This window comes from Paenisporosarcina sp. TG-14, from assembly GCF_000297555.1.
In the GTDB taxonomy this organism is placed as follows: domain Bacteria; phylum Bacillota; class Bacilli; order Bacillales_A; family Planococcaceae; genus Paenisporosarcina; species Paenisporosarcina antarctica.
Genome location: NZ_AMGD01000042.1, coordinates 38,808 through 51,857 on the forward strand (window position 1 = coordinate 38,808; position 13,050 = coordinate 51,857).

Sequence of the window (13,050 nt, forward strand, 5' to 3'; positions counted from 1 at the left end):
GATTTAGATATTGTTCTTTTAATAGAAGAAATTCAACTAGCAACAAAAGTGTGATTGAAATTACATCGTCAGCTGAGTTCTATTTTTGTACAAAAAATATTTTTAATCCACATTCCCATTAATATCTAGTAAACTTCTTATGAGTTTGTGAATTTACAATGAGGAACTTTATTGAGATGTCATATAGTATGCATATGTAAGCGCTTCAAAAATAATTCTTATGCGTGAATTATATCTTGCAATTTTCGATGATGTGAAATTAAAAAATTAGCTTACTATTTAATTCGGTTAATTTTGTGATTTAATACATTGAATTTTGTGAAAATGTCTCTATAATAATACTAATAGTAGGGGAAGGGTTGGGTATATTATGAAAAAGGATTTGCGTATTAATAGTAAAGTATTCAGTGAAGGAGCGATGAAAGCTCCAAATCGGGCGATGTTACGAGCGGTTGGTGTGACAGATGAGGATTTCAAAAAGCCAATGATTGGTGTTGCTAGTACATGGAGTGAAGTGACTCCGTGCAATATACATATTCATGATTTAGCGGTTAGTGCGAAAAAAGGTGCAAGAGAAGCGGGCGGTGTTCCGTTCATCTTTAATACGATTACCGTGTCGGATGGTATTTCAATGGGAACGGAAGGTATGAGATATTCACTTCCAAGCAGAGATGTAATAGCGGATTCAATTGAGACAGTGGTAGGGGCAGAAAGCTTAGATGGGCTTGTTGCAATCGGTGGTTGTGATAAAAATATTCCAGGATGCTTAATCGCTATCGCAAATTCTGAGGTACCAGCAGTTTTTGTATATGGAGGAACAATTTCGCCAGGTGTACATAATGGTGAAAATATTGATATTGTATCCGTTTTTGAAGGGGTAGGGCGTCACAATAATGGAGACATTAGTGATGATACACTTCGGAAAATTGAATGCAGTGCATGTCCTGGAGCAGGTTCATGTGGAGGTATGTATACTGCAAATACCATGGCGTCGGCAGCAGAGGCAATGGGTATGAGTTTACCTGGCAGTTCTTCAAATCCGGCAGTTTCGGAAGCGAAATTGAAGGATTGTGCAGCAGCTGGAGCGGCTGTTCATAATTTGCTTGAACAGGAAATTTATCCAAAAGATATTATGACAAAAGAAGCATTTGAAAATGCAATTACTGTCGTTATGGCGCTTGGAGGCTCGACAAATGCCGTTCTGCATTTGCTAGCTATTGCTCATTCTGTTGAAGTAGATTTGACCATTGATGACTTTAACAAAATCCAAAAGATAACACCACATATTGCTGACTTAAAACCAAGTGGGAAATATGTCATGGAAGACTTACACCGAGCTGGTGGTGTACAAGCTGTGATGAAGGTTCTACTAGAGGCAGGATATCTTCACGGAGACTGTATGACAGTTACAGGGAAAACGGTTGCTGAAAACCTTAAAGATGCACCAGGTTTAAGTGAAGGGCAGCAAGTAATTCTGCCGTTTGACAAGCCGTATAGAGAAGATGGTCCACTAATTGTTATAAAAGGGAATCTATCACCTAGTGGCGCAGTTGCGAAAGTATCTGGAGTAAAAGTGAAACGCCATATTGGACCTGCAAGAGTATATAATACCGAAAAAGAAGCAACGCTTGCAGTTATGGCGAATGAGATTAACGAAGGTGATGTTTTAGTCATCCGTTATGTAGGACCAAAAGGTGGACCTGGAATGCCAGAAATGTTGTCTATATCTGCCATTCTTGTTGGAAAAGGAATGGGTGAAAAAGTGGCCTTGATTACAGATGGTAGATTTTCAGGTGGGACTCACGGTCTAGTCGTTGGTCATATTGCACCGGAAGCCCAAGTTGGAGGTCCAATTGCATTAGTAAAAGAAGGCGATCTCATAACGATAGACTCGGAAGAACAAGAGATATCTATGAATGTAACGGATGCAGAACTTGAAGAGCGCTTTAAAGAATGGGTTGCCCCTCCACTTTATAAAAAAGGTGTCCTCGGAAAATATGCTCATAATGTGTCGTGTTCGTCAAAAGGAGCCGTTACTGATTACTTTACTAGCTAAATAAAATAATAGTTATCAATGAAAAGAGGAAGCAGAGTGAGTTATTTAGAGGAATTAAAAAAAATTCTCTCTCCTGAAAGAGTTTCAACAAATGAAGTGATTTTGGATCAGCACAGTAAAGACGAATCTTATCATAGACCGTCTTTACCGGATGCTGTTGTGTTCCCTGTTAGCGCGGAAGAAGTCAGTAAAGTCATGAACATTGCCGAAAAATTCAAGATTCCGATTGTTCCCTTTGGATTAGGTACTAGCTTGGAAGGACATGTGATCCCTTATAACGGCGGTATAACGGTCGATTTTTCTTTAATGGATACTATTATTGAAGTTTTTCCAACTGATTTTTTAGTGAAAGTTCAACCTGGAGTTACTCGTTCTAAGCTAAATCAAGAACTAAAAAAACATGGTTTGTTTTTTTCTGTTGATCCAGGAGCAGACGCTACACTTGGTGGTATGGCAGCGACGAACGCCAGTGGAACAACTTCTGTCCGTTACGGCATTATGCGTGACCAAGTAAGAGATATGGAAGTCGTTCTTGCTGATGGAACAATCATGCATACTGGTAATCTGGCTGCCAAGTCTTCATCAGGTTATAACTTGAACGGATTATTCGTAGGATCCGAGGGGACCTTAGGGTGTTTTACGGAATTGACTTTGCGTGTGTATGGAATTCCTGAACTGATTGTTGCGGGAATGGCGTCTTTTGAAACGGTAGGACAAGCCGTGGATGCGGTAGTCAGCATTCTTTCCGCTGGGATACAGGTGGCAAGAATTGAATTAGTAGATCAGCAATCCATCGCGCAGGTAAATATCTACAGCGGGACGGACTATCTTGAGGTACCGACACTCTTTTTGGAGTTTCATGGAAATGAAGCCGGTTTAATGCAAGACATGGAATTTGCAAAAGAGATATTAGCAGATAATAAGTGTAGTGAATTTAAATTCGAAAAAGATGCGCAATCACGTAACCAACTATGGGAAGCACGCCACAATCTTGCGTATGCGGTTATGCGAGCTCATCCAGGTAAAAAGATGATGGTAACTGATGTTTGCTTACCTATTTCAGAATTGGCGAACGGAATAGAGTCGGCAAAAGAAGCAATGGCAAGGTATGAATTGCCAGGCGGTATAGTCGGGCATGTCGGAGATGGGAATTATCATGCTCTATTAATGCTAGATGTGAATGATGAAGAGGAAATGAAAAGAGCAGAAAATTTCAATAGTCATATAGTAGAATTTGCGCTTAGTAAAGGTGGAACTTGTACAGGGGAGCATGGAGTAGGAATAGGTAAAATGAAATATCAATCACTTGAACATGGAAATTCTTTGCACATAATGAAAGCGTTGAAAAAGACGTTGGATCCACATAATATTTTGAATCCCGGAAAAATATTCAATATGGATTAATGAGACTAATAAAACCTTGGGGGAAGAATTATGAAAAGAAAAATCGGTTTTATTTCAGTAATGCTAGCTGCTGCATTAACGTTAACAGCGTGCGGAGATTCAGATAATGAGAAGGCTGCGGATCCGGATAAAGTTTACACATTACAAGCGGGACATTCGTTGCCAGATAGTCACCCTTACCAATTAGCATTTTTAGAAATGGCAAAAAATGTGGAAGAGCGTACCAATGGGCAAGTAATTATCGAAGTTTTTGCTAACAGTGAAATTGGAGCAGAACGAGAATTGACTGAAGGAATGACACTTGGAACGGTGGATTTGGTTGTATCTTCAACTGCACCAGTTACCAATTTTGTTCCTGAATTAGGCGTTCTTGATGTGCCGTTCATTTTCCAAAATCGCGAATCAGCTGTAGAAGTCCTAGAAGGTGAAATTGGGGATGAGTTATTTACGAAGATGGAGGAAAACGGAATCATGGGTCTTTCTTGGGGGGAAAATGGTTACCGTCATATCACAAATGGTATACGACCAGTTAATACTCCTGAAGATCTAAAAGGACTAAAAATCAGAACGCAGGAAAATGCAATTCATCTCGCTGCGTTTGAGGCACTAGGTGCACAACCAACGCCTATGGCATGGACAGAAGCCATTACTGCACTTCAACAAGGAGTTGTCGATGCACAAGAAAATCCGGCAATCGTTGCAGATCAGTTCAAACTCTATGAAGCGAAACAAAAATACATGACTTTAACTGGACATGTCTACTCTGTTGCAATTTACATGATGAGCAAACAAACTTATGACGAACTGCCTGAAGACTTGAGAGATATTGTTGTTGAAGAAGGACAGAAAGCTGGAGCGAAAGAACGCGACCTTATTGTTGAAATGGAAAAAGTGTCAATTGAAACACTTAAAGAAAATGGTGTTGAAATTATTGAAGATGTCGACCTTGCGCCTTTCCAGGAAGCCGTTAAGCCTGTATATGACACAATTGAATATCAGGAATTATTGAATCGTATTCTTGACGCTCAATAACTAAAAGAATAGGTGTAATAAAAAAGAGAGAATTTTTCTCTCTTTTTTATATGGGAGGGAAGATATGGCTAGATATATTAACTATATGAATGTAACAATAAAACATTTTCTAAATGTAATTTTAGCAATATTGGTTATTGCTGTTTTTTTACAAGTTATTTTTCGGTTTGTATTACAACAACCTCTAGCATGGACGGAAGAATTGGCTAGATATTGTCTGGTATGGCTTACTTTTTTAGGAGCTGCTTTTGCCATGTCAAAGAAAGCCCATATCGGCATGGAGGTTTTCGTGAAGTTGTTTGCACTTCCAATCCAAAAAGCTCTTTATGTGATAGCGACAATTGCAAGCCTCATGTTTTTCTTGTTAATGGTTGTTCAAGGATATGATTTGGCTATGCAATCCATGTCGCAATTGTCACCGGTATTAAGAATACCGATGGGGATTATTTACTTCGTCATTCCGTTAAGTGGCTTTATATTAATTGTCAATATTGCATCTCAGTTCACTAAAGATTATAAGAGCGGGGGTGTCTGACCGTGGCTATACTGTTATTTGTGTTGTTAATTGTTTTATTTTTGATCAATGTTCCGATTGCGGTTGCTTTAGGTTTGGCATCTGCACTCATATTTTTTATTGACGGAAACGTTTCGTTAATAGTTATTATGCAGCGGATGTTCAATTCGGTAGATTCTTTTCCATTGATGGCTATCCCTTTCTTTATATTAGCCGGCAAGCTAATGGAGAGTGGAGGAATATCTAGACGATTAATCCATCTGGCTAACGTCATTTTCGGTCGAATCAAAGGAGGGTTAGCTATTGTATCCATCGTGGCTTGTGCTTTTTTTGCGGCCATATCTGGTTCAGCTGCAGCTACTACTGCGGCTGTTGGAGGACTGTTAATACCTGCGATGGTTAAAAAAGGGTACGATAAGAGTTTTTCCACGGCCGTGCAAGCTGCTGGAGGAACCATTGGTGTCATGATTCCTCCAAGCGTTCCTCTTGTTTTATATGGTGTCACTGCTGGAGTATCAGTAAGCAGTTTGTTTATTGCGGGAATCCTACCTGGTCTTTTAGTGGTAGGTTCACTGATCATTTTGGTTTATGTCATTTCTCTAATAAAAGGGTACGGTGGAGGAGAAAAATTTGATTTTAAGGATTTCTTTAAAGCTTTAGCGGATTCTATATTCGCCTTGTTAATGCCAGTCATTATATTAGGCGGCATATATGGCGGCATTTTCACGCCAACTGAAGCGGCTGTTGTAGCGGTTGTATATGGCTTAATCGTGGGAGTGGTATTTTACCGAGAGATTAAGATTAAGGATTTAATGGAAATATTCTCGTCTTCAGTTGTAATTACAGCAGTCATAATGTTCATTATTGCTGGTGCTTCTGTTTTCGGATATTTTTTAACAAGACAACGAATTCCTGCTGAATTAACGGAAGCGATGCTTGGAGTCACTACGAATTGGATTATCGCTCTACTAATTATTAATGCTATATTGCTAATCTGCGGTGCTTTCTTGGAAACTTCAGCTGCCATCATTATATTAACACCAATTCTTGTTCCAATAGTTAGTGCATTGGGAATCGACTTAGTACATTTTGGTATTATCATGATTGTTAATTTGGCCATCGGTTTTATTACGCCACCGGTAGGAATAAACCTTTTTGTTGCAGCCAATATAGCTGGGACAAAATTTGAAAGTTTAATGAAAGCAATTGTTCCATTCATCGTAATTATGGTAATTGATGTAATTATCATTTCATTTGTACCGAGCATCAGCTTGTTTTTGGTGGGGCTTGCAAATTAAGTGATTTGAATAGGCCTATAGAGTTATAAAATGTAGGGGTTTTCCTCAAGGGTGGGGTATTCCCATATGTAGTAAAAAAAGGTTACACACAAGTGAATTGTGTGTAACCTTTTTTGAGTTTAGAAGTTTATAACTACGAATGAGTATAAAAAGAAAAGCTTTATTTATCGTAAGATACTATATAGAGTACGGTCAGTCTTTAGTGGCTGTTTGAATCACCTTTTGTCCATCAATAACGACATAAACGACGGTGATTTTTGCTCCTGTTTCTAAATCATCAAAAAATGGTTTAGCTGTCTCAGACAGTCTCATAGCTTCTGTTTCATTTTGTTCGTTTGTAACTTCGATTGAGTTCAAATCTTGAAGTCCTACATACGTTACACGAGCTTCCTCTACCACTAGCTTTTCTTCGGCTGACGAATCTTCATTTTTCACGCCATCCCATGTAACTTCAGTTGAGGCCTTCCAGTCTTCAGCTTCATTAGCAGTTGACCATGCTTCAAGAGTGTAGGTTCCTGGTTTTAGTGTGGATAGACCTTCTGTCAGATCCAAGTCCATGAGTAGAGAGTCACCTGGCTTAATTACCTTTTGTTCTAACGCCTGAGTAAACATCTTATTATCAGAATAGGTGTAAACGACTGTACCTTTACTGTCCTTTAAATGAAAATCATAATACTGTGACGAGTTCATGTTCAATGTTACTTCGACTGTTGTATCATTTTTAAGGGAAAAGACGTAATGATACTTATTTTCCGGCATTCCTTCTGAAATACTTGGAACGATTGATCCAGCAACGATTTCATTTCCGTTACCATTATCACTACCATTAACATCCTCTTGCGTATCTTTTTTTGCCGTTCCACAACCTGCCAATACAATGGCTATAAGGGTTGAAAATAATATAAATATCCACTTTCGTTTCATATATATATCTCCTCTTTACAATAATTAGACTGTGAATACGCAAAAAATGTTACAGAATAATTGAAGGAGTTTCAACAATGCTTGCTCTCTAGTTGACCATAGTGTAATTAACACCTTTTCTTTGGAATGGGTGATTTATTGTATCTTATAAAATATGCTCCGCAATTAATTTATCCAGCTTACGGGTCCAGAGCTCAAGTTCGGCATTCAAGTCAAACGTACGACTTAAACAGCTATTGTAATGGCAAATCGTTAACTGAATAAAGCAAATGACAAGTGCATATTTTAGAAGGTGGGAGTTGCTAATGGCAAGAGCAGATTTCGCGAATTGTAATAAGTCCTTTGAATAATTCTCAAGTCTCCGTTATCGATTTACCCCTTATAAACAAAAAGCATTCTAAAACCAAATCCCATTTCTTCCTTAATTTTAAGTGCTGTTTTAATCGGATATATTTTAGCTAATAATTAGTGAAAATTATGTGGATTACTGTAAAATAATATATTTTTCTGTAAATTCAGACTATACATTTATATGGGAGATTGGTAGAATCTAACTATAGGAGAGTTGAATGGGATTTTTTTCTGTTTGCCCCCTTATTTGATTAAGAAAAAATAGGAATATTTTAGAGAGAAGGGGACAATCAGATGAAAAAGAATCTAATTTTAGTTATTATCACTCTTTTTGTAATTAGTATTATTGCAGCTTGCGGAGGAGAAGAAAAAACGGTTGCTGTAAATGCTGGAAAAGAAAGTAGTAGTAAAACCGTGTTAGATCGTATGGAGAAATCTAAAGTGCTAAATGTTGCTTTCGAAGGCACATACCCTCCATTTAATTTCTTAGATGACAAAGATGAGTTCCAAGGTTTTGACGTAGATATCTCCAATGAAATTGCTAAAAGACTAGGTGTTGAAGTCAATTTTATTGCGACAAAGTGGGATGGCTTAATTGGTGGTCTAAAAGCTGATAAATTCGATATTGTTATTGGACAAATGACCGTAACAGAAGAACGGAAAAAAAGTGTTGATTTTACTGACCCATACGTTATTACCGGTTCGGTATTAATCACTCGTGAGGAAACGAACGATATTACTAAACTTGAGGATATTAAAGGGAAGAAAGTTGGCGTTGGCGGCGGGACAACTTTTGAAGAAGTTGCAAACACCGTCGATGGTGCGGATGTCATATTATACAAAGCAGTAAGTGATTATATTCAAGATCTTAAGAATAAACGATTAGACGTTATTATTAATGATCAGTTGTTAATTAGCTACAATATTAAAGAACAAAATCTTCCTTTAAAGATTGCGAGCGATATTGTAAATAGAGATGAAATTGGGATGGCGGTTAATAAAGGAAACGAAGACTTTATTAAAGAGGTAAATGAAGCATTAAGTGAAATGAAAGAGGATGGCACATACATTGAAATTTATAAAAAATGGTTTGGAACAGAGCCTTTAGAAATGTAATTCTACTAATGTGGAATGAAAGTGAAAATTTCATTCCTCTATTCGTTCATTTCAATACCCGTAAAAACATGGATAGGGAGGGGCGGTAATTTTGCATATCGTCATTTTAGGAACGGGAATGATTGGTACGACTGTAGTCAGTGAAATTGCCAAGTTTAAAGATTTAAAAAGAATCACGGTTGTTGACATAAACCAAGAGAACATTGATAAGTGTTTGGGCATAGCAAATAACCCCAAAGTGATTGGGAAGATAGCCTCGTTAGAAACGGAAGAAGAAATCGCGAAAGTATTAGTGGATGCAGATGTAGCAGTAGCATGTCTCCCGCATTCTTTGAGCTTGGTAGCTATAAAAGCTGCTATCGCATCAAAATGTCATTTAGTGGATCTTGTAGGGTCTAGGTTTACAGATAAAATGGCGTTGCATAAAGTTGCCCAAGAGGCAGGCGTCATTATTATACCGGGTTGTGGGGTTGCCCCAGGAATTACGAACTTTCTGGCGGCGCAAGGTATCGAGATGTTAGATGAAGCAGTCGATGCAGTTATGAGTTGCGGAGGAATTCCGAGACACCCAGTCCCGCCTCTATGGTATCAAGTTGTTTTTCGTCTTGAAAGTGTATTGGGACTCTATACAAAACCAGCCATAGCAGTTGAAAACGGGGAGCTTATTGAGTACCCGCCACTTTCTGGATTAGAAAAAATTACTTTTCCAAATCCAGTAGGTGATTGTGAATCGGTTATTACAGATGCTCATAGCACCGCATTCATTTTAAAGGATCGAGTGAAAAATCTATATGAAAAAACAGTTCGCTATCCAGGACATTGGGTAAAAATGAATGTTTTAAGTGAATTAGGATTTCTCGATAATAATCCTATTTTAGTTCATGGAATTACGACTACTCCTCGAGCATTTGCAGAAAGAATTCTTGCTCCAAAAATGATTGGAGCATCCAATGAAGATATTACTGTGATGAGGGTAGAAGTAAGTGGATTTAAGGATGGAAAATCAATCAAACATACATGGGAAATGGTGGACTTATATGATCATAAACGGAAAATCACTTCCATGGCTAAAACTACCGCTATTCCTGCAGCGCTAACTGCTAAATGGATTGCATTAAAAAAAATTACCGAGACAGGTGTTATTCCAATTGAGAGCTTAATTGTTAGGGAGCGTTTTCAACCATTTATAGATGAATTGAACAGTTTAGGAATTGAAATTACTTACAAAGAGGAAAATTTAGAGTGAATTTTGTATCCATGTTGTAGCTTGTCTGACTGGAGGATGTTATATGGACGCCACAATAATAATAGATTCATTGCCATCCCTACTTAAAGCTACGTTAATGACTATTTTCTTGGCAGCAATATCCATTATTATCGCGCTGGTGATTGGGTTTTTTACCGCAATCGTAAGAATAGTAAAAGTAAGGATTTTAAACGGAATTGCTAGTGCCTACGTATCTATTATCCGAGGAACTCCACTTCTTGTACAAATATTCGTTATTTACTATGGTTTCCCTCAAATAGGTATTGCTTTAGATCCGATATCTTCTGGGATATTGGCTTTAAGTTTAAATGCAGGTGCTTATCTATCTGAATCTTTTCGAGCATCAATACTTGCTGTTGATAATGGACAAATGGAGGCATCAATGTCAATGGGGATGACCTATTCACAAGCTTTATTACGAATTATTTTACCTCAAAGCTTGCGAATAGCAATTCCTACATTATCAAACTCGTTTATCGTACTTATTAAAGATACCTCACTCGTATCAGTAATAACGGTTACAGAATTATTGCAAATGTCGAGTTTGATCATTGCAAAAACGTTTGAACCACTTACTATTTATTTAGTAGCTGCCGCAATATATTGGGTGTTAATTACGTTCTTCACAACTATATTAGACAAATTGGAAACCAAAACTTCCAAATACTTAGTACGAACTTAATAATATTTGAAAATACTAGTGTGAGGAGATACCCATGAGTATTATTCAAATTCATAATTTGAAAAAAAGCTTTGGATTAAATGATGTATTACAAGGAATCGATCTGGAAATAAATAAAAGCGAAGTCGTCGTCATAATGGGGCCAAGTGGCTCTGGAAAATCAACTTTGTTACGTTGCTTAAATTTCTTAGAAGAGCCAACTGAGGGAATCATTCAAATTGGTGAGTACAGAGTAATTGCAGGTGGGAAAATAGATCGAAAACGAAAGAAAGAGATAAGAGAATTAAGGAAAAGAACTGGTTTTGTATTTCAATCGTTCAATCTATTTCCTCATAAAACAGCCATAGAAAATGTAATGGAAGGTCCAATTGTCATACATGGTGCCAGTAAAGATGAGGCTAGAAAGTTGGCTGAATTACAACTCATTAAAGTTGGACTTGGAGATCGTTGTGATCACTATCCTGTTCAATTGTCAGGTGGTCAACAGCAAAGGGTGGCGATAGCTAGGTCGCTAGCATTGAATCCAATGGTTATGCTCTTTGATGAACCTACTTCCGCACTTGATCCTGAGCTTGTCCGAGAGGTATTACAGGTTATTAAAGACTTGGCTCAAGAAGGAATGACTATGGTAATAGTGACACACGAAATGAACTTTGCGAAAGATGTCGCAGACAGAGTCGTTTTTATGGATAACGGATTAATTGTTGAGGAAGGAACGTCACAACAAATTTTTCAGTCTCCAAAAGAAGAGAGAACTAGAAAGTTTTTGTCAAAAGTAGAGTAGAGACAATTAAAGTAGTAAGTATATGGTAAAAGACAAGTGTATAGGCATTACATAAAATCCAGCAGTTATTATAATTGCTGGATTTTATGTGTGTGTGAAATTACTGAATAGTGTGAATTGCTTTTCAATTAACCGGAAAATTGTTATAGTAGTCGTTAAATAGACGTTTAATATATACATAATGATTTAAGGAGTTGAAATATGAAAATAAAAATAGCTGTAATAGGTTCTGAAGACTTTATGAATAGAATTATTATAGAAGGCTCCGATATTTCTGGTATTGAGATTGTTCCTTATATGTATCAAGATCCGAGTGAAGCGGGTAAGCTTATCAGAAGTTTAAAGCCTTGCGATGTCGTCTTTTATTCTGGCGCATTCCCTTACTATTCTTCAAAAGAAGAGCGTGAGAAATTGACAGTTCCTTCGGTTTATTTAGCTCAGGATGAAATGGCATTCGCCTATTCTTTACTGTCTATTTTATATAATTATAAAATTTCTCTGAAGCGACTTTCCATCGATCTTATGGATTCATCAATTGTGACAAATGTATTGTCCGACATGAATTTCAAGGTTAAGCCATTACGCATTATGGATTATAGTGAAATGTTAGAAAGTCATTTTGATTTGGAGAAAATAGTCGATTTTCATCAAGCACTTTGGAAGAAAGGTTCCATTGATTTAGCTTTAACAAGTGTTCATGCTGTTTGTCAGCGACTAGAAGATTTAGGCATCCCTACTCTAAAGATGGCTGATCCAAGACTGACGTTGATCCGAGGGTTGCAAGAAGCTAAAACTCTAGCTGAACTCCATAAAAGTAAATCTGCCCAAGTTTCTGTAGGTTATATTTCATTCCCTCATTTACATCGTTTACAACTAGAATATGTTGACGCATTTGCACTCGAAATTCACGCATCCGTTCAGCAGATGGATGAAACATCATTTATCCTATATAGCACTAGAGGTGATATTGAAGCCTTGACGAACCAAAATGTACTAGCGGATTTCTTTGATAAATGGCAAGACAGTATATTCATTGGATTTGGCTACGGAATAACAATAACGGAAGCCGATTTAAATGCCAAAGTAGCGCTTCATTTTGCTGAAAAAGATGGTGACGAAAAATGCGGATACATCTTGACTGAAAAAAAAGAATTACAAGGACCGTTTCCTAATGAACGAAAACAACATAGTTTAATAGTTGATCAACCCGAATTCCTAGAAGTGGCAAAGAAAACGAAATTGAGCCCTGCAAATCTCTCGAAAATTTTGGAATTCGGTAAATCAAGACAAATGCTTCATTTTACAGCGGCAGACCTCGCAGATTATCTGCAGGTAACACGTCGGTCTACTGAACGGATTCTTAAAAAACTCGTTGATCACAGTTATGTAAAGGTGGTTGGAGAAGAAATGACATATCAACAAGGGCGACCAAGAACTGTTTACGAACTCAATATGCCCATATACCAATAGAGAAACTAAATCTTGGTTGTGAGGTTGTACAATATATGACGTTTGTGAAAAAAATCCCCTTCTCGATAAAACAGGAGAAAAGGATTGATATACGCTGATTTCCGTTCCGAGCGGACGCGTTCCGTGGGGCGTGCGGTGAGCCTCCTCGTCGC

The 13,050-nt window shown here is 37.6% G+C and carries 11 protein-coding genes; 10 read left to right on the forward strand and 1 reads right to left on the reverse strand.

Annotated elements, in window-relative coordinates:
* Window positions 1-370: 370 nt before the first annotated feature.
* The 5 genes from ilvD to C406_RS0113120 all read left to right on the forward strand — a co-directional run bounded on the left by ilvD (window position 371) and on the right by C406_RS0113120 (window position 6,304).
* Entirely contained in the window at window positions 371-2,056 is a 1,686-nt protein-coding gene (ilvD, locus tag C406_RS0113100; RefSeq protein WP_017381094.1) for a dihydroxy-acid dehydratase, read from the forward strand.
* A gap of 18 nt (window positions 2,057-2,074) precedes the next feature.
* Window positions 2,075-3,460, forward strand: coding sequence for an FAD-binding oxidoreductase (locus tag C406_RS0113105; protein ID WP_036654687.1), 1,386 nt, complete (start codon window positions 2,075-2,077; stop codon window positions 3,458-3,460).
* 30 nt (window positions 3,461-3,490) lie between these two features.
* On the forward strand, window positions 3,491-4,492 hold the full coding sequence (locus C406_RS0113110) for a TRAP transporter substrate-binding protein (RefSeq protein WP_017381096.1): 1,002 nt from the start codon (window positions 3,491-3,493) through the stop codon (window positions 4,490-4,492).
* Window positions 4,493-4,556: 64 nt separating this feature from the next.
* The gene (locus C406_RS0113115; RefSeq protein WP_017381097.1) at window positions 4,557-5,027 is read left to right on the forward strand and encodes a TRAP transporter small permease; all 471 of its coding nucleotides are present in this window, start codon (window positions 4,557-4,559) and stop codon (window positions 5,025-5,027) included.
* A 2-nt stretch (window positions 5,028-5,029) separates the two neighbouring features.
* The gene (locus tag C406_RS0113120) at window positions 5,030-6,304 is read left to right on the forward strand and encodes a TRAP transporter large permease (RefSeq protein WP_017381098.1); all 1,275 of its coding nucleotides are present in this window, start codon (window positions 5,030-5,032) and stop codon (window positions 6,302-6,304) included.
* Window positions 6,305-6,496: 192 nt separating this feature from the next.
* Here C406_RS0113120 and C406_RS0113125 read toward each other — a convergent pair whose 3' ends face one another.
* A complete protein-coding gene (locus C406_RS0113125; protein WP_017381099.1) occupies window positions 6,497-7,228 on the reverse strand; it encodes a BsuPI-related putative proteinase inhibitor in 732 nt (243 codons plus the stop codon).
* Window positions 7,229-7,873: 645 nt separating this feature from the next.
* On the opposite strand from C406_RS0113125, the gene C406_RS0113130 reads away from it, so the two are divergent.
* The 5 genes from C406_RS0113130 to C406_RS0113150 all read left to right on the forward strand — a co-directional run bounded on the left by C406_RS0113130 (window position 7,874) and on the right by C406_RS0113150 (window position 12,898).
* The gene (locus C406_RS0113130; protein WP_017381100.1) at window positions 7,874-8,695 is read left to right on the forward strand and encodes a transporter substrate-binding domain-containing protein; all 822 of its coding nucleotides are present in this window, start codon (window positions 7,874-7,876) and stop codon (window positions 8,693-8,695) included.
* 91 nt (window positions 8,696-8,786) lie between these two features.
* Window positions 8,787-9,941, forward strand: a complete 1,155-nt coding sequence (locus C406_RS0113135; protein WP_017381101.1) for a saccharopine dehydrogenase family protein — start codon at window positions 8,787-8,789, stop codon at window positions 9,939-9,941.
* 43 nt (window positions 9,942-9,984) lie between these two features.
* Window positions 9,985-10,644, forward strand: coding sequence for an amino acid ABC transporter permease (locus C406_RS0113140; protein ID WP_017381102.1), 660 nt, complete (start codon window positions 9,985-9,987; stop codon window positions 10,642-10,644).
* Window positions 10,645-10,678: 34 nt separating this feature from the next.
* Window positions 10,679-11,428: an amino acid ABC transporter ATP-binding protein gene (locus C406_RS0113145; RefSeq protein ID WP_017381103.1), complete on the forward strand. Its 750-nt coding sequence runs from the start codon at window positions 10,679-10,681 to the stop codon at window positions 11,426-11,428.
* A gap of 201 nt (window positions 11,429-11,629) precedes the next feature.
* Complete coding sequence (locus C406_RS0113150) at window positions 11,630-12,898, forward strand: hypothetical protein (RefSeq protein ID WP_017381104.1); 1,269 nt, start codon at window positions 11,630-11,632, stop codon at window positions 12,896-12,898.
* The last annotated feature ends 152 nt before the right edge of the window (window positions 12,899-13,050 follow it).